This is a genomic window from Streptomyces sp. NPDC047515, assembly GCF_040643055.1.
Classification (GTDB): Bacteria; Actinomycetota; Actinomycetes; order Streptomycetales; family Streptomycetaceae; genus Streptomyces.
Genome location: NZ_JBEYTM010000014.1, coordinates 107,662 through 129,832 on the forward strand (window position 1 = coordinate 107,662; position 22,171 = coordinate 129,832).

18 protein-coding genes are annotated in these 22,171 nt (G+C 70.0%); 4 read left to right on the forward strand and 14 right to left on the reverse strand.

Translation table 11 applies throughout. The features are described from left to right. Positions 1–10: 10 nt before the first annotated feature. Positions 11–775, reverse strand: coding sequence for a GNAT family N-acetyltransferase (locus ABZ826_RS14910; protein ID WP_361447207.1), 765 nt, complete (start codon positions 773–775; stop codon positions 11–13). A gap of 175 nt (positions 776–950) precedes the next feature. On the opposite strand from ABZ826_RS14910, the gene ABZ826_RS14915 reads away from it, so the two are divergent. Together ABZ826_RS14915 and ABZ826_RS14920 are read left to right on the forward strand one after the other, a co-directional pair. Beyond that, positions 951–1,352, forward strand: a complete 402-nt coding sequence (locus ABZ826_RS14915; RefSeq protein WP_361447118.1) for a hypothetical protein — start codon at positions 951–953, stop codon at positions 1,350–1,352. A gap of 339 nt (positions 1,353–1,691) precedes the next feature. Next, entirely contained in the window at positions 1,692–2,921 is a 1,230-nt protein-coding gene (locus ABZ826_RS14920; RefSeq protein ID WP_361447120.1) for a glycoside hydrolase family 64 protein, read from the forward strand. A 394-nt stretch (positions 2,922–3,315) separates the two neighbouring features. Here ABZ826_RS14920 and ABZ826_RS14925 read toward each other — a convergent pair whose 3' ends face one another. Next, positions 3,316–3,840, reverse strand: a complete 525-nt coding sequence (locus ABZ826_RS14925; protein ID WP_351080766.1) for a hypothetical protein — start codon at positions 3,838–3,840, stop codon at positions 3,316–3,318. A 214-nt stretch (positions 3,841–4,054) separates the two neighbouring features. On the opposite strand from ABZ826_RS14925, the gene ABZ826_RS14930 reads away from it, so the two are divergent. Then, the gene (locus tag ABZ826_RS14930) at positions 4,055–4,675 is read left to right on the forward strand and encodes a YceI family protein (RefSeq protein WP_361447123.1); all 621 of its coding nucleotides are present in this window, start codon (positions 4,055–4,057) and stop codon (positions 4,673–4,675) included. Between the two features lie 160 nt (positions 4,676–4,835). On the opposite strand, the gene ABZ826_RS14935 is transcribed toward ABZ826_RS14930, so the two are convergent. The 11 genes from ABZ826_RS14935 to ABZ826_RS14985 all read right to left on the reverse strand — a co-directional run bounded on the left by ABZ826_RS14935 (position 4,836) and on the right by ABZ826_RS14985 (position 19,566). Beyond that, on the reverse strand, positions 4,836–5,870 hold the full coding sequence (locus ABZ826_RS14935) for an NAD(P)/FAD-dependent oxidoreductase (protein ID WP_361447209.1): 1,035 nt from the start codon (positions 5,868–5,870) through the stop codon (positions 4,836–4,838). 226 nt (positions 5,871–6,096) lie between these two features. After that, positions 6,097–6,447, reverse strand: coding sequence for a hypothetical protein (locus tag ABZ826_RS14940; protein WP_361447211.1), 351 nt, complete (start codon positions 6,445–6,447; stop codon positions 6,097–6,099). A 177-nt stretch (positions 6,448–6,624) separates the two neighbouring features. After that, a complete protein-coding gene (locus ABZ826_RS14945) occupies positions 6,625–9,324 on the reverse strand; it encodes a SpoIIE family protein phosphatase (RefSeq protein ID WP_361447125.1) in 2,700 nt (899 codons plus the stop codon). A gap of 218 nt (positions 9,325–9,542) precedes the next feature. Beyond that, positions 9,543–10,919 carry a hypothetical protein gene (locus ABZ826_RS14950; RefSeq protein ID WP_361447127.1) on the reverse strand — a complete coding sequence of 459 codons (1,377 nt, stop codon included), beginning with the start codon at positions 10,917–10,919 and terminating at the stop codon, positions 9,543–9,545. 167 nt (positions 10,920–11,086) lie between these two features. Next, positions 11,087–12,505 carry a GH1 family beta-glucosidase gene (locus tag ABZ826_RS14955; RefSeq protein ID WP_361447129.1) on the reverse strand — a complete coding sequence of 473 codons (1,419 nt, stop codon included), beginning with the start codon at positions 12,503–12,505 and terminating at the stop codon, positions 11,087–11,089. A 27-nt stretch (positions 12,506–12,532) separates the two neighbouring features. After that, entirely contained in the window at positions 12,533–13,549 is a 1,017-nt protein-coding gene (locus ABZ826_RS14960) for an ABC transporter ATP-binding protein (RefSeq protein WP_361447132.1), read from the reverse strand. Further along, positions 13,546–14,592 (reverse strand): ABC transporter permease, encoded by a 1,047-nt coding sequence (locus ABZ826_RS14965; RefSeq protein ID WP_361447134.1) that lies wholly within the window; start codon positions 14,590–14,592, stop codon positions 13,546–13,548. Before ABZ826_RS14965 ends, ABZ826_RS14960 begins: the two co-directional genes overlap by 4 nt. Before the next feature lie 3 nt (positions 14,593–14,595). Beyond that, on the reverse strand, positions 14,596–15,576 hold the full coding sequence (locus ABZ826_RS14970) for an ABC transporter permease (protein ID WP_361447136.1): 981 nt from the start codon (positions 15,574–15,576) through the stop codon (positions 14,596–14,598). Beyond that, positions 15,573–16,631, reverse strand: a complete 1,059-nt coding sequence (locus tag ABZ826_RS14975) for an ABC transporter ATP-binding protein (protein ID WP_361447138.1) — start codon at positions 16,629–16,631, stop codon at positions 15,573–15,575. The genes ABZ826_RS14970 and ABZ826_RS14975 overlap by 4 nt, the downstream gene beginning before the upstream one ends. Before the next feature lie 30 nt (positions 16,632–16,661). Further along, entirely contained in the window at positions 16,662–18,335 is a 1,674-nt protein-coding gene (locus ABZ826_RS14980; protein WP_361447140.1) for an ABC transporter substrate-binding protein, read from the reverse strand. Positions 18,336–18,591: 256 nt separating this feature from the next. After that, complete coding sequence (locus tag ABZ826_RS14985; protein ID WP_361447142.1) at positions 18,592–19,566, reverse strand: LacI family DNA-binding transcriptional regulator; 975 nt, start codon at positions 19,564–19,566, stop codon at positions 18,592–18,594. A 349-nt stretch (positions 19,567–19,915) separates the two neighbouring features. Between ABZ826_RS14985 and ABZ826_RS14990 the strand changes: the two genes are divergently transcribed. Beyond that, positions 19,916–20,293: a hypothetical protein gene (locus tag ABZ826_RS14990; RefSeq protein ID WP_361447144.1), complete on the forward strand. Its 378-nt coding sequence runs from the start codon at positions 19,916–19,918 to the stop codon at positions 20,291–20,293. 133 nt (positions 20,294–20,426) lie between these two features. Here the strand turns inward: ABZ826_RS14990 and cimA are convergent, their stop codons facing one another. Beyond that, positions 20,427–22,034 carry a citramalate synthase gene (cimA, locus tag ABZ826_RS14995; protein ID WP_361447146.1) on the reverse strand — a complete coding sequence of 536 codons (1,608 nt, stop codon included), beginning with the start codon at positions 22,032–22,034 and terminating at the stop codon, positions 20,427–20,429. Positions 22,035–22,171: the final 137 nt, after the last annotated feature.

Consider the following 22,171-nt stretch of genomic DNA (forward strand, 5'->3'; position numbering starts at 1 on the left):
TCTTGGTGGTTCAGGGGTTGATGGCATGTTCGGTGAACTGGCCGCAGGAGCGGAAGCCCAGGCGGCGGTAGACGGGCTCGCCGTCGGTCGACGCCTGCAGGACCGCGATGCGGTGGTCTCGGTCGCGGGCCGTGCGGAGGGCCGCGAGCGTGATGGCGCCGCCGTAGCCGCGCCGACGGTGGGCGGCCAGGGTGGAGATGTTGTAGATGCCGGCGACTCCCGCGTGGTGGAACACTTCGGCGGAGCAGACCGGACGGTTCTCCACGTAGCCGACGAGGTACCGGGCCGGGCAGGTCGCGGCCAGTGCCTGCGGGGCGGCCCGGGCGAAGAAGCTGCGGACGGTTTCGGCGGGCGGGTTCCAGTTCGCGGCGAGGACCGTGGCGTAGTCGGCGAGCTGCTCGGGCGTGGTCACCCTCCGGATGTCCAGTTCTCGGACCGCGGGAGGCGGCAGGGTGTCGTCCAGCTCGGCCCACATCGCCGTCTCGCGTTCGGACGCCGGCAGACCGGCCGCCGCCAAGCGGGCGGTGAGGTCCAGCGGTGTCGAGGCAGGACCCACCCACCAGGAGAAACGGCGGCCGGTGCCGGCCAGCGTCCCGGCGGTCTCGGTGATACGTGCGGTAGCGTCGGCGGCGGTGAAGCGGGCCGCGGCAACGATGTTGAAAGTGTCGTCGTCCAGGCCGCTGTCCGCGACCAGGAGGTCACCAGCCTCTGTGACGGTCGCACCAAACATACTCCGGTGCAGATGACAGGCGTGTTCCGCCAGGTTCCGTTCCATCCTGTCCGTCAAGTCTGCTTCGTCAAAGAAATGACCATTCATAGCGATTGATCCCAGCACGACCGGGCGAAGATCGCATGCCATTTTAGGCAGTGTCGCGCCGGCGACCAGCACTTTCGATACACGCCCTAGTCTTCTGAGTCAGGAATTCTGTTCAGATGTATAGGCTTGGTCTGTGGCGCGTTTGATCCTGTCGGATGAGGAACGGGCTGCGCTGGAGGGGTGGGTGCGGCGCCGTTCCACGCCGCAGGCGTGGGCTTTGCGTTGCCGCATCATCCTGGCGTGCGCGGAGGGGATTTCGAACAAGGATGTGGCAGTTCGGCTTGGTTCGACTGCGCATGCGTACGTCGTGCACTACACGATCAGGAACGGCGGGAGCGGAGCCGCGAATTACTACGCGCGGTTCGAGTTCCTGGACAAGGACGGGGATGTCCTCGGGAAGACCGGGGTGACGGCCGACAAACTGGGCCCGGGGAAGACGAAGACGGGGGAATCGGCACCGCTGGACTCGGAGATCGAGCACGGCACCGTCAAAGACATCGCGTCCGTGCGCGTCGCGCACGTCGAGCGCACGTGACCCGTACCGGACCGGGCGTCCGGAGGTAGCGCCATCCTGGATGCCGGCGCGGCCCGGCCGGCTTCCTCGAACCCGAGCGGCCGGCCGGGTGCACGCGGCGGATCACCGCGTCCGTGTCCCGCCGGCCCGCGCGGGCGGCCATGGCACCGCGCCGGTTCTGCAGCAGCCGCCCCTTCAAAGCGTCGAGTTGTGAAGACTTCCCATTTTTGAGAGCGCTCTCAGCCACAAGTCTTGACGCCCACCCCGGCCATCACGAGAGTGGTGCGCACCGCGGACGCCCCGCCCCGTTCCCGCAAGACCGCCCGTCCGTGGCCCCCCACACACCTCGGGAGTCCTCTCGTGATTTCACGCAGACTGTTCCTGACGGGTGGCGCCGCCGCCTCGGCGACCGCTCTCACCTACCCCCTCTGGGGAAGCGCCCTGAGCCCACACGCTTCCGCCGCCCCCGCGACCTGCGAACTCGCCCTGGAGAACCGCTCGTTGCCGGGCAGGGTCAACGCCTACGTCACCGGCCACGAGCAGGGAACCGACCGCTGGGTACTGCTGCGGGCCGACGGCGGGGTCTACCGTCCCGACTCCCCGGCCGCGCCGCAGACACCGCTGCCGGTCGACTGCGCGATCCCGTTGAACGCGGCGGGCGCCGCGCCGGTGGTACTGACGCTTCCTCAGATGTACGGGGCCCGCGTCTACTTCGTGCGCGACGACACCCTCACCTTCTACCTCAACCCCGGCCCCGCCCTCGTCGAGCCCGCGTTCGCCACGTCCACGGACGCCAACTACGGGCGGACCTGGTCGTTCTGCGAGTTCACCTTCAATCCTCAGCAGTTGTACGCGAACATCAGTTACGTCGACCTGGTCACCGCGCTGCCGATCGGCCTGGCCCTGGAGGGCGACGGCACGCACACCGTGGCCCCGCTCCCGGACGGCGCCGTGCAGCGGATCGCCGACGGGCTCACCGCCCAGGCCGCCGCCGACGGGCAGCCGTGGGACAAGCTGGTGATCCGCGGTTCGGACGGCGGTGTGCTGCGGGTGATCTCGCCGCAGAACCTGATGGCGCCGTTCTTCGACCGGCCGGACGAGATGCCGTTCCGCGACGTGTTCACGGCCTACGTCGACCAGGTCTGGGAGAAGTACCGCTCCACCGATCTGCGGATCGATCTGCAGGGTGGTCGCGGTGTCCGCACCGGCCGGGTCGACGGCGACCTCCTGACCTTCGACGGCGGGCACTCCTTCACCAAGCCGGCCTCCAAGGACGTCTTCACCTGCAACCACGGCCCGTTCGCCAACAACCCGGGCGACCCCGACGACAAGAAGGCGCTGCTGGCCCGGCTCGCGGCCGGCTTCAACCGCTCCCTGATGCTCACCCACCCCGACCAGCCGAACGGCACCTCGGCCTCCGACTACTACCAGGGCGTGGCGACCAACCACTGGTCGCGCGTCGTCCACTCCCACACCCCGATCGGCTATGCCTTCCCGTACGACGACGTACGCCCCGACGGGCAGCCGGACGTCTCGGGCGCCGCGAACGACGGCAACCCGCGGCGGTTCACGGTGAGCGTGGGGGCCTGAGCCTCCGGCGGCGGGGACGGGCCGGTCGTCGCGGCTGCACGACGGCCGGATCGGTCCAGGGCGCGGCGAACGGGCCGTACCGCTCCGGACGGAGCACGGCAACGGCACCGGCCTCGGGCCGGCCCGGCCCGTTCGCCGTGGCCAGCCCGTTCGCCGTGGCCAGCCCGTTCGCCGTGGCCAGCCCGTTCGCCGTGGCCAGCCCGTTCGCCGTGGCCAGCCCGTTCGCCGTGGCCGGCCACGATGAACGCGCCCGCGCCCCCACCGAGTTGTCCTTGTGTCCGTGCCGTCCCGCACAACGTGCTCGGCCTCCACGACCGCGAACAGGTCATGGAGGCCGAGGTCACGCGAACCCCGTGGCGGAACGAGGCACCCCGTGCGAGCGGGTACGGCGCGGTCAGCAGCCGCCGCAGTTGTAGTACGTCACGTCCCAGTGGTTGCCCTCGTCCGCGTAGATGTTGCCGGAACCGGCCTTGTACTGGGGTGCGCCGTCGCCGCGCAGCCCTATGTAGGTGAAGACGCCGTGGACGTAGTTCGTGAGGCAGGTGGATTTGCCGAAGTCGAGCTTGTAGCCGTTCCAGTGCGAGTACGTGCCACTGGCGTGCCCGGTCTCGGTGCCGCCGGTGATGTTCAGCGCGCAGCCCGTGGCGCTCTTGAGGGTCTGGGCGCCCTGTGCGGTGGCCAGGTTGAGCTGGTCGAACGAGGTGCAGGTGGACACGTTGCGGTTGGAGCAGTTGCCGGAGGACGACCAGGTGATCCCGGAGGAGCTGAACCGGGCGGTGGCCTGGGCGTGGGTGAGCTTCGTGTCGGCATGGGCCTGGGTGGCACCGCCGCCGAGGACGCCGACGCCGGGGGCGAAGAGGACGCCGAGGACGAGGGCGAGGGCGGTCAGGACGGGGCGCAGTGTCATACGGGACACCATGGGGGGATCCTCCTGCTCATGACAAGTTAGGGGCAGGAAGATACTGCCCGAGTTCTACGCGCGTCGCCAGAGGGCGGCGACACCGGAGACCTCTTCCGCGGCAATCCACTCGGCCTGATGTTGAACTTTGAACTAGATGGCGCTACAGTCAGTCTCGTTGAAGGTTAAACAATCACTTCGACCACCGCTCGATCACGTCCCCCGAGGAGGAGCCATGGCTCTGTTCAACCGCAAGAACAACAACGCCCCGTCCGCCACCGTCGCCACCGCCGTGGACCCGGCTCTTGCCGCCCTCAGCGGTGACTACACGATCGACCCGGCGCACAGCAGCATCGGCTTCACCGTGCGCCACGCCATGGTCACCAATGTCCGCGGCTCCTTCGGCGAGCACGAGGGCAGCCTGAACCTCGACGGTCACAACCCCGCCAACTCCACCGCGTCGATCGATGTCAAGATCGCCAGCGTCGACACCGGAATCGCCGACCGCGACGGCCACCTGGTCAGCGGCGACTTCTTCGACGCCGAGAAGTTCCCCCTCATGTCGTTCCGCTCCACGCAGGCCGAGCAGCTGGGCGGCGACGCGTACCGCATCACCGGCGACCTCACGATCAAGGACGTCACGCGCCCCCTCTCCATCGACCTGGAGTTCAACGGCTCGGCCACCGACGTCTACGGCAACGAGCGCGTCGGCTTCGAGGGCAGCGCCGACATCCTGCGCTCCGAGTGGGGCCTGACCTGGAACGCGGCGCTGGAGACCGGCGGCGTGATGGTCAGCGACAAGGTCAAGCTCAACTTCGACATCTCCGCGATCAAGGCCGCGGCACAGCAGGCCTGACGCCTCCCGCCGCCTCACACCCGAACCCGAGCGCGCCCGCCTTCCCCCTCCCCCGCCAGGGACGGAAGGCGGGCGCTCGGCGTCGCCGGGGGCGGGCCGTGGGGTGACCGATTCCGGCCGGGCCGGGTCGCTCGACGTACGGACCCCGCCGACCGGCCGGTCACAGACCGTGTCGCCGCTCCCCGAGCACCCGCTCGCAGACTTCGCGCTCCGTCGCCGCCGAGAAGGCCGTGCGGCGACGGACGGCGACCGCCCTGCGGGTCTCGTCGGCGATCAGGTCCGCATTGATCGCCGCTGCGGCCCGCATCCCCGCGTTGGCCGCAGCGATGACCTGTCCCTTCGGGTCGGCGACATTGCCGGCCACCCAGATGCCGGGGACCTCCGTCGCTCCGGTCGGATCGGCGGCGATGTACGTACCGATCACCTGACCACCCATCTCCTGCTCGGCCGCCGTCAGACCCAGGCCCGTGAGGGCGCCCGCACGGGCGGTGAAGCGGGGCTGGACCACGACGGCCTCGCACGCGATCACCCGGCCGCCCGCCAGCCGCACCCCGGTGAGCCGGTCGTCCGCCACCTCAAGACCGGCGACCTCTCCGTCGACCACGGCGATGCCACGCGCGGCCAGCTGCTCGTACTCCTCCTCGGCGGGCTCGGGCCCGGTGTGGACGAAGAAGGTGATGTCCGCGCTCCACTGGCGCCACAGCAGGGCCTGGTGCACGGCCAGGGGGCCGGTGGCGAGAATGCCGATCGGGCGGGTTCTGACCTCCCAGCCGTGGCAGTACGGGCAGTGCAGGACCTCACGCCCCCACCGCTCGGCCACGCCCGGCACCGGGGGCAGTTCGTCGACGAGGCCGGTGGCCACCAGGAGCCGGCGCGCCATCACGTCGGCCCCGTCCTCCCGTACGACACGGAACCCCTCGCCGCCGGGCAGCCGCTCGGCGGCCACCACCGTGCCCTCGACGACCTCGCCCCCGTAACCGGTCACCTCGTCACCGCCCGCGGCCACCAGCTCCGACGGTGGTGTGCCCTCGCGTCCCAGATAGCTGTGCACGTGCGACGCGGGGGCGTTGCGCGGCCGGCCCGCGTCGATCACCAGCACCGATCGCCGCGCCCTGGCCAGTGACACGGCTCCGCTCAGCCCGGCGGCTCCACCGCCGATCACCACCACGTCGTACCGCTGATCCGCCTCGTCCATGCCGTCCGTGTCGTTCGTCTCGCCCATGTCGTTCATGAGAAGCACCTCCGTTCACCGGAGAGCGTCCGCGCTGGGCGCGACAACGGCAAGCTTCGTTGCCGAAGCGGCAAAACCTTGACCTTCCTGACGGCACCTGTCCTGACGGTACGGCGAACTCGGACATCGACAGGACGGAGCGGTTCACGCGGTCGGACGGACTGCTCGACAGGGTCCGGAACCCGCCGGGTCAGACGGTCAGGCCCGCGTCCGCCTCTCGGTGCATGCCCATGCACAGCGCCCAGACGACGATGATGTTGACGACGATCAACACCAGGGCCCACAAGGGGTAGTACGGCAGCCACAGGAAGTTGGCGATCGCGCCCAGGCTGGCGACGGCGACACCGAAGAAGCGCGCCCACAGGGCTCCGCTGAACACGGCACAGCCGGCGAGGACGAGAAGGATGCCCAGAATGAGGTGGACCCAGCCCCAGCCCATCAGGCTGAACTCGAACACGTAGTGGCGCGTGACGACGAACAGATGGTCCTTCGAAAGGGCCGCGATCCCCTCGAAGACCGCCATCACTCCACCGGTGATCATCAGGACCGCTGCCAGCACGGTGGTGCCGGACGTGGGCGCATGCGTGGGGCTCGGGTTCGTGCGGCTCGCTGAGGCCCCGGTGGTGTCACTGGCCATGTCGATCTCCTCGGGTGACGAAATGGTCGGTCCGGCGGTCATGCCGGGACCGGCGCGATCCCCGTCCCCCTTTTCAGCGTGTCACGACGGCTCTCCGTCGGCACTCCGGGCCTCCTGCTCCTCTTCTTCCTTCTCTCCCCCGTCCTCTTTTTCCTCTTCTTCCTCCTCCGGTTCGCCGACCGTCTGCTCGGACCAGATCACCTTGCCCGTCTCCGTGTAACGGGTGCCCCAGCGTTCGGCGATCTGGGCGACGAGGAACAGGCCCCGGCCACCCTCGTCCGTCGTCGTCGCGTAGCGCAGGTGCGGTGAGGTGTTGCTGGTGTCGGACACCTCGCAGATCAGGTTGCGGTCGTACAGGAGGCGGACTTCGATCGGCCCGCTCCCGTAGCGCACCGCGTTGGTGACCAGTTCGCTCAGGATCAGCTCGGTGGTGAACGCCTCCTCGTCCAGGCCCCGGTCGGCGAGCCACTCGGCGACGTTCTTGCGGACTCCGGCCACGGCCGCCGGGTCGGTGGCGACGTCCCACTGCGCGACCTGGTCGGGATCGAGCACATGGGTACGGGCCACGAGGAGCACGACGTCGTCGGACGGCTGGTCGGACAGCATCGCGTCGAGCAGGTCGTCACAGGTCTCCTCCGGTGTCCGGTCGCGACCGGCCAGGGTGGTGCGCAGCAGCTCCAGGCCCGCGTCGATGTCGCGGTCACGGAGTTCGATGAGACCGTCCGTGTACAGGACCAGTCGGCTCCCTTCGGGAACGTGGAACTCGGCCGCCTCGAAAGGCATGCCGCCGATGCCGAGGGGCAGACCGGCCGGGACCTCGGGAAACTCGACGGTGCCGTCGGGGAGCACGAGCGCGGGGCTGGGATGGCCGGCGCGGGCCACCGAGCAGTTGCCGGAGACCGCGTCGTAGATCGCGTACAGACAGGTGGCACCGGTGATCTCGGCACTGCCGCCGTTGGTGGTTTCGCCCTGGTCGATCCGGCTGACCGCTTCGTCCAGGTGCCCGAGAAGTTCGTCGGGCGCGAAGTCCAGCGCGGAGAAATTGTGGATGCTGGTGCGCAGCCGTCCCATGGTGGCCGCCGCGTGCAGCCCGTGCCCGACCACGTCGCCGACGACCAGGGCGACCCGGGCGCCGGACAGCGGGATCACGTCGAACCAGTCGCCGCCCACCTCGGCCCGCGCCGGCAGGTAGCGGTGGGCGACATCGAGGGCGTTCTGCTCCGGCAGGTCGCTGGGCAGCAGGCTGCGCTGCAGTGTCACGGCCATCTCGTGTTCGCGTGTGTACCTGCGGGCGTTGTCCACGCTGACGGCCGCCCGCGCCACCAGTTCCTCGGCGAAGGACTGATCGTCGTCGTCGAACGGTTCGGAGTCGCCCGCGCGCCAGAAGTTGGCCAGGCCCAGGATGACACCACGCGCGTGCAGCGGTACGGACAGCACCGAGTGGAAGCCGTAGTCGAGGATGCCGGCGGCCCGCTCGGGATCCCAGTAGCGCCAGCCGAGCTGGGCGATCACCTCGGGACCCAGCCCGGTCGACGCGCTGTGCACCCGCATGGCGTGGATCCTGGAGGGAACGAATCCGACCAGTCGGCCGACCGGGTACAGGGGCTGGTCCGGGTCAGTGGTGGCGACGGCGGTACGGCGCATGTCCAGCGGGGTGTCGGACTGGGCGATCGGTTCCTCCCCGGGCATCGCGGGATCGGCGAGGTCGACGGTGGTCACGTCGGCGAATCCGGGCGTCGCCACCTCCGCCAGCTCCTGGGCCGTCCGGGTCACATCGAGGGTGGTTCCGATGCGGTTACCGGCCTCGTAGAGCAGCAGCAGGCGTTCGTGGACGAGTTCCGCCCTGCCCGTGATCTTGCGGAGCTCGGTGGTGTCCCGCAGGGTCGCCACGGTGCCCGGCGGCCCGCCGCGCGCGTCCGTCGGTCTGAGGTTGACGGCCAGCAGGCGGTTGCCGCTGCGCAGTACCTCGTCCGTGACGACCCCGTCGGAGGTGAGCAGCAGTTCGGCGGCGGCTGGGTCCAGTCCGAGGTCCGTCACCGCCCGGCCCTCGGCGTCGGGGGGCAGGCCGAGCAGCCTGCGGGCCTCGTCGTTGGCGAGCGTCAGCCGCTGGCCGGGCCCGATGATGAGGACGCCCTCGCGGACCGCGTGCAGCACCGCGTCGTGGTGCTCGTACATGCGGGTCATCTCCGCTGGTCCGAGCCCACGGGTCTGACGCCGCAACCGTCTGCTCACGAGCGCCGCGCCGGCCGCGGTCGCCGCCAGGGCCGCCGCCCCGGCACCGATGCTGAACGGGATGGACCGGTCGGCCACGCTGTTCACCGACCGGTCGGTGATGCCCACCGACACCAGTCCGGCCACCGATCCGCCGGGCCTCGGCACGGGCACCACGGAGTTGACCGAGGGCCCCCGGGCGCCTTTGAACGTCCGGGTGAAGCCGGGGCCGGTCAACGCTTCCTTCCAGGGGCCGACGAGGTGTTTCCCGATCAGCGCGGGGTCCGGATGGGTGTAGCGGATGCCCTGGGTGCTGGCCACTACGACGTTTTCCACATGGGCGTCCTTGCGGATCTGCTCCGCGCGCGGCTGCAGAATCGCAGTGGGGTCCTTGCTGTCCAGCGCCGCCACGATGCCCGGCGAGTGCGCGAAGGTCTGGGCCACGCTCAGTGTGCGCATCCGGGCCTCCTGCAGGCTGTCGCGACGGCCCTGCAGCACCAGCGCGACCGCGAAACCGGTGATGAGCAGCACGACGAGCCCCAGCACGAAGCAGAAGACCTGGCCCGCCACGGTGCGCACGCTGAACAGCGAGAGCAGATCGCGGCCCGGGGAGCGGTGCGTCGTCTCCTGGCGCGACGGCGCGGGGGTGGCTCGGCCCGAGCTCCCCCCATCGTGCCGATGCGAACTCCGGACGGAGCGTCGCAGCCTCGCCCGGAATCGGCCGATACCAGACATAACTTCAGGTCTAGCATGGATCGCCCCTGCCCGAGAGTTCGCCGATCAGCGGCTCAGAACCCGCCGCCGTCGAAGCCGCCGCCCCCTCCGAGGTCGCCGCCGTCCCCGAAACCTCCGCCGTCGAAGCCCGACGGGTCGAAGTCGGCGCCGGAGACGTCACCGCCGCTCCAGTCACCGCCGGAACCGAAGTCGCCGCCGCCGTACTCCCCCGCGTACGCGGGGGACGACAGCATCGAGCCGAGCAGCGTGCCGGCCAGCAGCCCGGGGAGCAGGCCCCCGCCGAAGTAGCCGCCCGCCCAGGGGCCGTACGCCGGGCCCGCCTCCCAGTACGGGCCGCGGCGGCCGTCGCCCGTGTCGACGGTGCGGCTCAACGGCTCCTCGCCCTCGCGCAGCCGGATCTCGTCGGCCGCGCAGACCGGGACCTCGCGGCCCGTACCGCCGGACGGGGACCACCGGACGTCGGCGACGGAGGGCCCGTGGCGCGGGTCGAAGAAGCACGGCGGGCGGCGGGCGGGCAGCTCACCGCCCGTGCGGCGGGCCTCCAGGACGGCGAGGGAGTAGCGGCCCTCCTCCAGGGCCTGGGTGACCCCGCGCACGTCGGACGGGCGCCGGGCCCGGTCCATACGGGATTTCGCGGTCTCGTAGGAGTCGAGCGCCCGCTCGTAGTCGGCGCGCATGGCGTCGTCGGCGCCTGCCTCGGCGGGATGGAAGTCGAGACGGTCCAGGGTTTCGCCGTACGCGGTGATGTCCTCGTCCACAACGACCCGGAGCTTGGCGAGCGCGGCCTGTTCGTCCTCCTCCTTGCGCCTGCGATTGCGCCGGACGAGCGCGTAGGCCGTGCCGCCGCCGAGCACCAGGACGGCGCCGACCGTGATCAGTCCGGCGGTGGACGACGATCCCCGGCCCGCGGCCGATCCGCCCCAGGAGGCGGGGGCGCTGCCCCGGGCCTGTTCGACGGCGCGGTCGACGAAGGCGTTGAGCTGGGTCGCGGCGTCGGTGTCCGTGCCGGGTGTCTTCACGGCGGCGGTGAGGTTGTGGACCGCTCGGGTGGTCATGACCCGGGGATCGGCGCCCGCGTTGAAGCCGTTGCCGAGACGGACCGCGTAGACACCGGTGATGCCGGTGTCGGTGCGCAGGGTCGGCAGCACGGTCTGCTCGGGGAACGCGGGCGTCCGCGGCAGTACCGCGACGAACACGGGCTTGTCGGCGTCCTTGATCTTCTTCGTCAGGGCGGCGGCCTGGCCCGGGGAGAGCTGGTCGGCGGCGGCCGGGTCGACGTAGACCGGGCTCCTGCGCAGCGCCTGCGCGACGTCGTTGACGGTCGACGCCCGGACTGCCGCGGGCGCGACGCCCGGTGCCATGGCGAGCACGGCCACCGAGAGGATCAGCAGCAGACCGGCCAGCAGCGTCGGAATCAGCCTGTTCCGCATGGTTCGAAGCTAACCCAGGTGGGTGACGGCTGCGCGGTCACTCGCCTGGGCCGGCCCCCCGTGCGCCGGGCCGGACGCCGATCCGGCCCAGGGCCTTTCGTTCGGTCGGGCCGGATCAGCGAGCGGGGCCGGGGCACGCGAGCCCGGCCCGATCCGGACGAGAGGCCCTATGCGTCGCGGGTGAGACGGATCGTGTCCCGGTACCACTTGGCGCTGTCCTTGAGCGTCCGCTCCTGTGTGGCGTAGTCGACGCGGACGATGCCGAACCGCTTGTCGTAGCCGTAGGACCACTCGAAGTTGTCCATCAGCGACCAGGCGAAGTAGCCCCGGACATCCGCTCCCGCGGCGTGGGCCGCGGCCACGGCGGCGATGTGGTCGGCGAGATAGGTGGTGCGGTCCGCGTCGTGGACCCGTCCGTCCTCGGCGACGGTGTCGTCGAACGCGGCACCGTTCTCGGTGATGACCGTCGGGACCCCGTAGTCCTTCTCCAGGCGCACCAGCAGGTCGGTGAGGGCGGTGGGGGTGATCTCCCAGTCCATCGCGGTACGCGGCAGGTCGCGCTCCACACCGCGGGTGACCGGCAGGCCGTCGGCGTCGACCGGGGAGCCGTCCTCCGTGACGCCGGAGAAGAGGGTGCCCCGGTAGAAGTTGACACCGAGGATGTCGATCGGGGTGGAGATGATCTCCAGGTCTCCCTCCTGGACCGGGAGCTCGGCGTTCCGCAGGGCGAGGTCGGCGACGACGTCCTCGGGGTAGGCGCCCTTGACGAGCGGGTCCAGGTAGAGGCGCCGGCCCATGCCGTCGGCGCGGCGGCAGGCCTCGGCGTCCTCGTGGCTGTCGGTCTCGGGGGTGGCAGTGCCGAGGTTGAGCGTGATGCCCAGTTCCAGGTCGTTGCCGCGGGCGGCGGCCGTCTCACGGAGGTGCCGCGTGGCGAGGCCGTGGCCGAGGAGCAGATGGTGGACGGCGTGGATCGCGTCGCCGAAGTTCTTCCGGCCCGGGGCCTGGTTGCCGTAGGCGTAACCGAGCATGGCCGAGCACCAGGGCTCGTTCAGCGTCGTCCAGTGCGTGACCCGGTCACCGAGCGCGTCGTAGGCGAGCACGGCGTACTCGGCGAACCGGTGGGCGGTGTCACGGGCGGGCCAGCCGCCCGCGTCCTCCAGTTCCTGCGGGAGGTCCCAGTGGTAGAGGGTGATCCACGGCGTGATGTCCCTGGACCGCAGCTCGTCGACGAGACGCTTGTAGAAGTCCAGACCCTTCGCGTTCGCCGGGCCGCGACCGCCCGGCTGGATGCGCGGCCAGGCGAGCGAGAAGCGGTACGTGTCGACGCCCAGGTCCGCGATCAGCCGCACGTCCTCGGGCATCCGGTGGTAATGGTCGCAGGCCACATCGCCGTTCTCGCCGCGGACGACCATGCCCGGCACCCTGCAGTACGTGTCCCAGATGGACGGGGTCCGGCCGTCCTCGGCCGCGGCCCCCTCGATCTGGTAAGCGGCGGTGGCGACGCCCCAGCGGAAGTCGGCGGGCAGGCCGGGGACGGCCTCGGCGGCGATCTCGCGCGCGTATCCCTGGGGGGTGACGATGTTCATGGGTCTCCTGTGGTGTGCGTGGGGTCGCTACGAGCGGGGTGCCGCGGTGGCGGGGACCGGCCGGTGGAGCCAGCAGGCCACCGTGCGCGCATCGTCCCCGTCGGGTGCGGCGAGAACCGGGACGTGGGTGGTGCAGGCGTCGAGCGCCTGCCCGCAGCGGGGGTGGAAGGCGCAGCCGGCGGGCATCGCGGTGAGGTGCGGCGGCGAGCCGGGGATGCCGGTGAGTTCACGGCGGGGGCCGTGCAGTGCCGGGAAGGAGTGCAGCAGGCCGTCGCTGTAGGGGTGGCGGGGGTCCTGGTAGATCGCGGAGGCGCCGGCCTCCTCGACGATCCGGCCGCCGTACATGATCGCGATCCGGTCGGAGAACTCGATCAGCAGCGAGATGTCATGGGTGATGAAGACGACCGAGAAGCCCAGCTCCTCGCGGAGCCTGACCAGTTGGCGCAGGATCTCGCGCTGCATGACGACGTCCAGGGCCGTCGTCGGCTCGTCCATGATGACGATCTCGGGCTCCAGTGCCAGCGCCATCGCGATCATCACGCGCTGGCGCATCCCGCCGGAGAGCTGGTGCGGGTAGGCGGCGAGCCGGTCGGCGGAGATGCCGACCAGGGCGAGCAACTCCCGTGCCCGGGCGGTCCGTTCGGTCCGTTTCAGCTCCGGGCGGTGTGCCTGGAGGACGTCGGTGAGCTGGCTGTGGACCGTGTGCACCGGGTTGAGCGAGTTCATCGCGCCCTGGAAGACGATCGACAGCTCCTGCCAGCGGAAGGCCCTCAGCTCCGGGGCCGTGAGGGTCAGCAGGTCGAGCGCCTCGCCGCCCCGCCGGTGGTAGTGGACCTCGCCGCCGGTGATCACCCCGGGTGGGGAGAGCAGCCGGGTGACGGCGTACGCGAGCGTCGACTTGCCGGACCCGGACTCGCCCGCCAGGCCGAGGACCTCGCCCCGGTGCAGGGTGAGGTCGATGTCGCGCAGCGCGTGCACGGCGTCGTCCCCGATTCCGTAGTCCACGTTCAGACCGCGAACGGTGAGGACGGGCTCGCCACTCATGAGCGGGTCTCCTTCTCGTGCGTGCCGCGCGCCGCGGCGTCGTGCGTACCGCGTGCCGCGGCGTCGTGCGTACCGCGTGCCGCGGCGTCGTGCGTGCCGCGTGCCACGGGGGTGAAGCCGACCTTCATCCGGATCTTCCGGGAGGCTCCGGTCTCCGTACGCAGCCGAGGGTTGACGAACTCGTCGATGCCGAAATTGATCAGGCCGAGCGACATGCCGAGCAGGGCGATGCAGAGTCCGGCCGGGACGAACCACCACCACGCGCCCTGGGCCAGTGCCTGGTTGGACTGCGCCCAGAACAGGACGGTCCCCCAGTTCCAGCGCGAGATGTCGGCGACGCCGATGAAGGCGAGGGTGATCTCGGAGAGGATCGCGAAGATGACCGTGCCGACGAAGCCGGAGGCGATGACGGCGGTGAGGTTCGGCAGGACCTCGAAGAAGATGATCCGCCAGGTGGACTCACCGGTGGCGCGGGCCGCTTCGACGTAGTCCCGGCGGCGCAGCGACAACGTCTGGGCGCGCAGGACGCGCGCGCCCCAGGCCCACGAGGTGAGGGCGATGACGGTGGCGATCAGGAGGTCACCGGCGTCGGACACGAGACTGGCGATGATGATGATCAGCGGCAGTCCCGGGATGACCAGGAAGACGTTGGAGAGCACCGAGAGCAGCTCGTCGGCCGTGCCGCCGAGGAAGCCGGCGCTGACGCCGATCAGTACGGACAGGATCGTCGCGAGGATACCGGCGACGAAGCCGACGAGCAGGACGCCGCGGGTGCCGACGAGGATCTGCGAGAGCACGTCCTGTCCGGTGTGTGTGGTACCGAACCAGTGGGCTCCGGAAGGCGGTTGAAGCAGTGCGTCGCTCATGGCGTCCGGGTCGTACGGGGCGATCCACGGTCCGATGACGGCGATCACGACGAAGAAGGACAGGATGGCGAGTCCGACGACGGTCTTGCGGCCGCGCAGGAAACGGAGCCTGCGCCTGCGGGGCGCCGAGGTCCCGGTCGCGTCCGGTACGGCGCCCCCGGCAGCGGTGACGGCCATGTCCTAGGCCTCCCTTCGGGTACGGGGGTCGAGGGCCATGTACAGCACGTCGGCGAGGAGGTTCGCCGCGAGGACGGAGAGCGTGATGATCAGGAAGACTCCCTGCATCAGGGGGTAGTCCTTGGCGCCGACGCCCTGGAAGAGCTGGTAGCCGATGCCCGGGTAGGAGAAGACCATCTCGACCAGCAGGGTGCCGCCGACTATGAAGCCGATCGAGAGGGCGAAGCCGGAGATGTTGGGCAGGATCGCGTTGCGTGCGGCGTATCCGAACATCACCCGGCGCTCGGAGAGCCCCTTGGCCTGGGCGACCATGACGTAGTCCTCGGAGGACACCGTCACCATCATGTTCCGCATGCCGAGGATCCAGCCGGCCATGGCGCTGAGCACGATGGTGAGACCGGGCAGCACCGCGTGGTAGAGCGCGCTGGAGAGGAACGGCCAGTCGAAGGCCGGGACGAGCGAGTTGTCATAGCCGCCCGATTCGGGGAAGAGCGACCACTTGTTGGCGAACAGTGCGATGACGATGAGCCCCAGCCAGAAGTACGGGATGGCCGAGATGAAGGTGGTGACGGGCAGCAGGCTGTCCATCCAGGAGCCGCGCCGCCAGCCGGTGAAGACCCCGATTCCGGTGCCGAGCACGAAGCTGATGAGGGTGGTGACGCCCACGAGGGCGAGCGTCCAGGGCAGCGACTGGGCGATCACCTCACTGACGGGTGTCGGGAAGAAGGTGAAGGAGAGTCCGAGGTCGCCGTCGAGCAGATGCGCCCAGTAGTCGGTGTACTGCTGCCAGAGCGACTGGTGCTTGTCGAGGCCGAAGAGCGCCTTGAGCGAATTGATGGCGCTGGTGTCGAGCTGGCCCTGGAAGCGGGAGATGAGCGACTGGACGGGGTCGCCCGGCATCATGCGCGGGATCAGGAAGTTGATGGTGATCGCGGCCCACGCGGTGACCAGGTAGAAGGCGAGGCGTTTCAGCAGGTATGTCACTTCGCGGTCTCCTTCCGGCGGTCGCCGACGCCACCGGCCCCGTCCGCGTACAGCCAGCAGGCCGCCCACTGGCCGCCTTCGAGGTCGAAGCGCGGCGGCAGTTCGGTGCGGCAGCGCTCCATGGCCCTGGGGCAACGGGGATGGAAGCGGCAGCCGGCGGGCGGGTCGATGAGCGACGGGGGCTCACCGCTGCCCGTCTCCTCCTGCTCCGCCTCGGCGACCACCCGGTCCGGGTCGGGCGCCGAGGCGATGAGGAGCTGGGTGTAGGGGTGCGCGGGGCGCTGGCTGACGGTCTCGCTGTCACCGCCCTCGACGATCCGGCCCGCGTACATGACCAGCGTGGTGTCCGCGAAGTAGCGGGCCGAGGCGATGTCGTGGGTGATGTAGAGGATCGCGAGGTGCAGCCGGTCCTTGAGGTCCTTGAGCAGATTGAGCACCCCGAGCCGGATCGAGACGTCCAGCATCGAGACGGGCTCGTCGGCGAGCAGGACCTGGGGATCGGCGCCGAGCGCGCGGGCGATGGCCACGCGCTGGCGCTGTCCCCCCGACAGCTCGTGCGGGAACTTGTCCAGGTACTGGTGCGCAGGGGTCAGCTGGACACGGTTCAGCAGGGCGGTCAGATGCTGTTCCAGCTCCTCCTCGCCGCTGCCCGCCCGGCCGTGGATCCGCAGCGCGCGGGTGAGGTGGTAGCGCACCGTGTGCACCGGGTTCAGCGAGGCGAACGGATCCTGGAAGATGAGCTGGACCCGGCGTACGTACGCGCGGAAGGACCGGCCGCGTCCGGCCTTCACCGCCGTGCCGTCCAGTCGGATCTCGCCCCCGGTGAGCGGATACAGCTGGGCGAGCAGCCTGGCGACGGTGGACTTCCCGGAGCCCGACTCCCCCACCAGCGCCGTGACGGTGCCGCGCCGCAGTCGCAGCCAGACGTCGTCGACGGCGTGGACGGTGCGGCGCCTGCCCGTGACGAGATCGCGTCCGGTGCGCCGTACGGGGAAGTGTTTGGTGACTCCGCGTGCTTCGAGCACGACGTGGTTCTTCGTGGGCTGTTCTGACATGGCCGGTCCCTGTGTCCCGTATCCCTGGCTCTACTTGGCGGGCTTGAGCTTCAGCACGATCTGCAGCGCGGACGGCTGGGTGTGCTGCGGCGGGGCGTACGGGTCGGCCTCGGTGGGCCAGCCCACCCAGTTCTTCGTGGAGTACTCGGCTCCGATGGGGGCGGCGGCCGTCGGGATCAGCGGTGCCTGCTCGACCATGATCTTCTGCAGGGTGTTCATGGCCGTGGTACGGGCGGAGTCCTCGGTAGCGTTGGCGAAGTCCTTGAGCGCCTTGGTGGCCTCGTCGTTCTTGAAACGGCCGAAGTTGCCGAGCTGGGACGCCTTGCCGACGGGCTGGAGCAGCGCGCCGTCCATGATGTTCTGGTACATGTCGTACGGCGTGGCACCGCTGTTGGTCCAGTGCAGGGTGGCGTCGAAGTTGCCGTTGGCCACGTCCGCGCCCCAGGCGTCCGCGGTCTGTGTCTTGACCTTGGCCTCGATGCCGAGCTGCTTGATGTTGTCCTTGATGATCGCGAGCCCGGTGATGTAGTCGTTCCAGCCGGCCGGGTCGGTGAAGGTGAGCTTCACCGGCTTGCCGTCCGGGTCCTTCAGCACCCCGCCGCCGAGGGTGAACCCGGCGTCGGTGAGGATCTTCTTGGCCCCGGCCACGTCCGGTGCGGTGGTGGCGCTCTTGTACTCGGGCGCGAGGAAGGACTCACCGGCGGGCAGCGGGATGCCGGTCGGGTTGGTGATCTCCGGGTAGAGCGTCGCCTCGGCCTGGGTGTAGATCGCCTTGCGGTCGACGACCATGGCCATGGCCTTGCGCAGCGCCGGGTTGTCGAACGGCTTGCGGGCGGTGTTGAACCACAGTCCGTGGATGCCGAGCCCGGACGGGAACCACAGCTTGTGGTTCTTGGGGTCCTTGTTGATGAACAGCTGCTTGTAGTTCGGCATGAAGACGAACGACCACTCGACCTTGCCGCTCGCCAGCGCCGTGGTCGCCGCGCTGTTGTCGTTGTACGCGGTGTAGCGCAGCTCCTTGACCTTGGTCGCGCCCTTCCAGTACGTGGGCGTGGCGGTCAGCGTGGTGGTCTGCGGGGTGAAGGTCTTGAGCTTGTACGGCCCCGACCCGACGGGCGTGCGGTTGGGCCAGGTCTCCGGGTTCTTGACGCCTTCCCAGATGTGCTTGGGCACGATGAACTGCTGAATGATCTTGTTCTGGTTGACGTACTGGGAGTCCCTGAACGTCAGGACGACCGCCTTGCCCTGCACTGCGACCCCGTCGAACGGGATGCCGTTGCCGTTGAGCGCCGGGTGCTTCTTCAGGAGGTCGAAGGTGTACGCGACGTCGTCTGCGGTCAGCGGCTTGCCGTCGGCCCACTTGGCCTTGGGGTCGAGGGAGAAGGTGACCTTGGTGAAGTTGGACTCCCACTTCCAGTCGGTCGCCAGCCACGGGGCGGCCTTGTCCGCGGGCCGGATCTGGTTCGTCATCGCCAGCGGCTCGTAGATCATGAAGCGGTAGCCGAGCGTCGCGCCCGCCGAGGTGCTCAGGAACGGGTTGCTGTTGTTGGTCTGCGGCCCGTCCGGCTTGCCCAGGGTCAGCGCGCCGGAGGCACCGCCCCCTTTGTTGGCACCGGAGTTGGCGGACGAGCAACCGGCGGCGAGCGCGACCACGGTGGTAGCGAGCGAGAGCGCTCTCAGCGTGGCATGACGTCGTGCGGACATGGCGACTCCATGAGGGACTGCGGGTCTGGGAGATCCGGGTGATGGGCAGCGCTCGGCGCGCCGGGTACAGGCGGTACGGGGCGGTGCGGGTCGTGCCGGTGATACAGACGGAGCAGATGGTGCAGCAGTGCCGGTGATATGGGCGATGCAGGCGTTGCGGACAGCGCCGGTGACGCCGGTGGTGCAGGTGGCGACGGGCGACGCACGGGGGCGGTTGTGGAGGGGCGGAGCAGGCGGCCGTGGTTCCGGCCGGCCGCTACGGCGCCGAGCGGCGCACGACCAGTTCGGTGGGCAGCACGACCGGTGCGTCGGGCGCGCTCGTGCCGCCGAGGTGGGAGAGCAGCATCCGCGCCGCCGTCTCACCCATCTGCCGGGTGGGCTGGCGCACGGTGGTCAGCGGGGGTTCGGTGTGCTCGGCCATCGGAATGTCGTCGAAGCCGACCACGGCGATGTCGTCCGGCACTGACCGCCCGGCCGCGCGCAACGCCCGCAGCACGCCGGCCGCACTGATGTCGTTGTGGGCGAAGACCGAGTCGAACTCGACGCCGCAGGACAGGAGTTGCTCCACGGCCAGTCGGCCGCAGCGTTCGGTGAAGTCCCCGTGGACGACGAGCTCGGTGGGCAGGACCGCCCGGAATCCGTCCAGCCGATCGCGTACGCAGCCGAAGTTCTGGGGCCCGGTGACGACCAGGGGTCTGGTGCGTCCGGCGGCCAGCAGATGACGGGCCGCACAAGCGCCTCCTTCGCGGTTGGTGGTCACGACGGAGGGGAATTCGGGGTGGTGGCCGCGGTCGTCGATCAGCACGATCGGCAGACCGCCCCGGTGCAGCGCGGTGAGGTGGTCGAGGGTGTTCTCGGGTTCGACGACGAGGAGTCCGTCGAAGGCGCGCGCCGACACCTGGCTGGTGAAGCGCTCCACGGACTCGGCACCGCGGTTGCAGGTGAAGAGCAGCAGCCCGTAGTCGGCGGCCTCGACGGTGTCGACGACGCCCTGGAGCACCTCACCCATCCACGGCCAGGTGAGCGAGGGCACCAGCATGCCGACCGTACGGCTGCTGCCACGGGCCAGTCCGACGGCACCCGAGCTGGGCACATAGCCGAGCTGTTCGATCACTTCCCGAACGCGGGCGGCCGTGGAACCGTCCACTTCGCCCTTGGTGTTGATGACCCTGGACACGGTCGTCTTGCTGACGCCGGCCTCACGGGCGACATCGGCGATGGTGACACGCATCGGGGGCCTCCGGGACAAGGCATGGCGGGGCAGGGGCAGGGGCAGGGGCAGGGGCAGGGGCAGGGGCAGGGGCAGGGGCAGGAGAGCTGGAACCGGTACCGCAACCGGTTCCGGAACCGGTACCGGCGTTGCGGCGTGAGTTAACCCCGCTGGAACAGTGCCGTCAATACTTCACGCCGACATTGGTCCGTACCGATCCCGCACCTCATCTCCCTTGCGGACAGAGCGTGTTGCGCGTTCACCTTCTGAACGCGCACCCTCTTGACCGGCCATTCAGGAGCAATTCGCCCTCTGCTCGATCGTCGGCTGCTCCCCCACAGCAACCTGGCTGCGTCAGTCTGGATCGCCCATGTCACTCCGCGCTGGTAAGCGCGCCGCCGCCCTCACCGGGGCCGCCGCGGTCCTCGTCGTTCTGTGTGCGGCTGCCGTCTGGTGGTTCAACCGCACCGACGACACCCCGTACGCACTCGCCGCCGAGCCGAAAGCGGCGACGACCCGGGAGCCCTCGGACTTCCTGCGTCCGCTCGCCACGGCGGCAGCAGGCGGCCCGGTCACGGCCCGTGCTGAACCAGTGCGCGACAACCGGTCGTTCCTCCACCGTCTCAAGGCCCCTCAGGGCGGTACGTCCGAGGCCGAACTCACCCTGTCGGACGGCAAGCAGGTACGCGTCCAACTGGCCAGGGAACACGGCGTGTGGTGGGGCTACGCCCTCGCCTCGGCCGACTGATCCCAGGTCTCGACCGGCACCGCGCCCCGCACCCGGCAGCTGCCGGGTGCGGGGCGCGGTGTGCGTGGCCCTGTCGGTCGCCCGCCGGAACTGCGGTGCGGCCTGTCCCTCCGCCTCCCCACGGCTTGAAGGGCTACTCCGTCGGCTCGATCCCGGCCCGCCGCAGCCCGTACGTGTAGGCGTCCTCCAGCGCCTGCCAGGACGCCGCGATGACGTTCTCCGCGACGCCGACCGTCGCCCAGTCGCCGTTGCCGTCGCCCGTGGTGATGAGGACTCGGGTGGTGGACTCGGTGCCGGTGCGGCCTTCGAGGATGCGGACCTTGTAGTCGACCAGCTCCAGCTTGGCGAGCTGCGGGTAGATCCGCTCCAGGGCGACGCGCAGCGCCCGGTCGAGCGCGTTGACCGGGCCGTTGCCCTCGGCGGTGGCGACGATGCGCTCGCCCTTGGCCCAGAGCTTCACGGTCGCCTCGTTGGCGTGCGTGCCGTCGGGCCGGTCCTCGACGATGGCGCGCCAGGACTCGGTGCGGAAGTAGCGGCGTACCCGGCCCTCGGCCTCGGCGCGCAGCAGCAGCTCGAAGGAGGCGTCGGCGGCCTCGTACGTGTAGCCCTTGAGCTCGCGTTCCTTGACCCGCTCGACGACCCGGCCGACGAGTTCGCGGTCGCCGCCGAGGTCGATGCCGAGCTCCTTGCCCTTGAGCTCGATCGAGGCACGGCCGGCCATGTCGGAGACCAGCATCCGCATGGTGTTGCCGACCAGCGCGGGGTCGATGTGCTGGTAGAGGTCGGGGTCGACCTTGATCGCGGAGGCGTGCAGTCCGGCCTTGTGGGCGAAGGCGGAAACACCCACATAGGGCTGGTGCGTGGAGGGCGTCAGGTTGACGACCTCGGCGATCGCGTGCGAGACGCGGGTCATGTCGGCGAGCGCGCCCTCGGGCAGGACGCTCTTGCCGTACTTGAGTTCCAGGGCGGCGACGACGGGGAAGAGGTTGGCGTTGCCGACCCGTTCGCCGTAGCCGTTGGCGGTGCACTGGACGTGGGTGGCGCCCGCGTCGACGGCGGCGAGAGTGTTGGCGACGGCGCAGCCGGTGTCGTCCTGGGCGTGGATGCCGAGCCGGGCGCCGGTGTCGGCGAGCACGGTGGAGACGACGGCCTGGACCTGGGCGGGGAGCATCCCGCCGTTGGTGTCGCAGAGGATCACGACATCGGCGCCGGCCTCGGAGGCGACGCGGACGACGGACTTGGCGTACTCGGGATTGGCGCGGTAGCCGTCGAAGAAGTGCTCGCAGTCCACGAAGACCCGGCGGCCCTGCTCGCGAAGGAAGGAGACGGTGTCGCGGACCATCTCCAGGTTCTCTTCGAGGGTGGTGCGCAGCGCGAGCTCCACATGGCGGTCGTGGGACTTCGCGACCAGCGTGATCACGGGGGCGCCCGACGCCAGCAGGGCCTTGACCTGCGGGTCCTCGGAGGCCTTGCCACCGGCCCTGCGGGTCGCACCGAAGGCGACCAGCTCGGCGTTCTCGAACTCGATCTCCCGCTGGGCACGGGCGAAGAACTCGGTGTCGCGGGGGTTGGCGCCGGGCCAGCCGCCCTCGATGAAGCCCACGCCGAAGTTGTCCAGGTGCCGGGCGATGGTCAGCTTGTCCGCGACCGTCAGGTTGATGCCTTCACGCTGGGCGCCGTCGCGCAGTGTGGTGTCGAAGACATGAAAACTGTCGTCGGTGGCCTTGGCCTTGGTGGTCATGCTGGTCTGACTCCTGTCGGATGAGTGGATCCGGACGTTCAGGCTCCACTTGCCCCCATCATCCCGCGCGCCTCGCCCCGGCCGAGGTGAGGGCCGGAAAACGAAAAAACCCCTCGCGGGTGCGAGAGGTCTGCGCG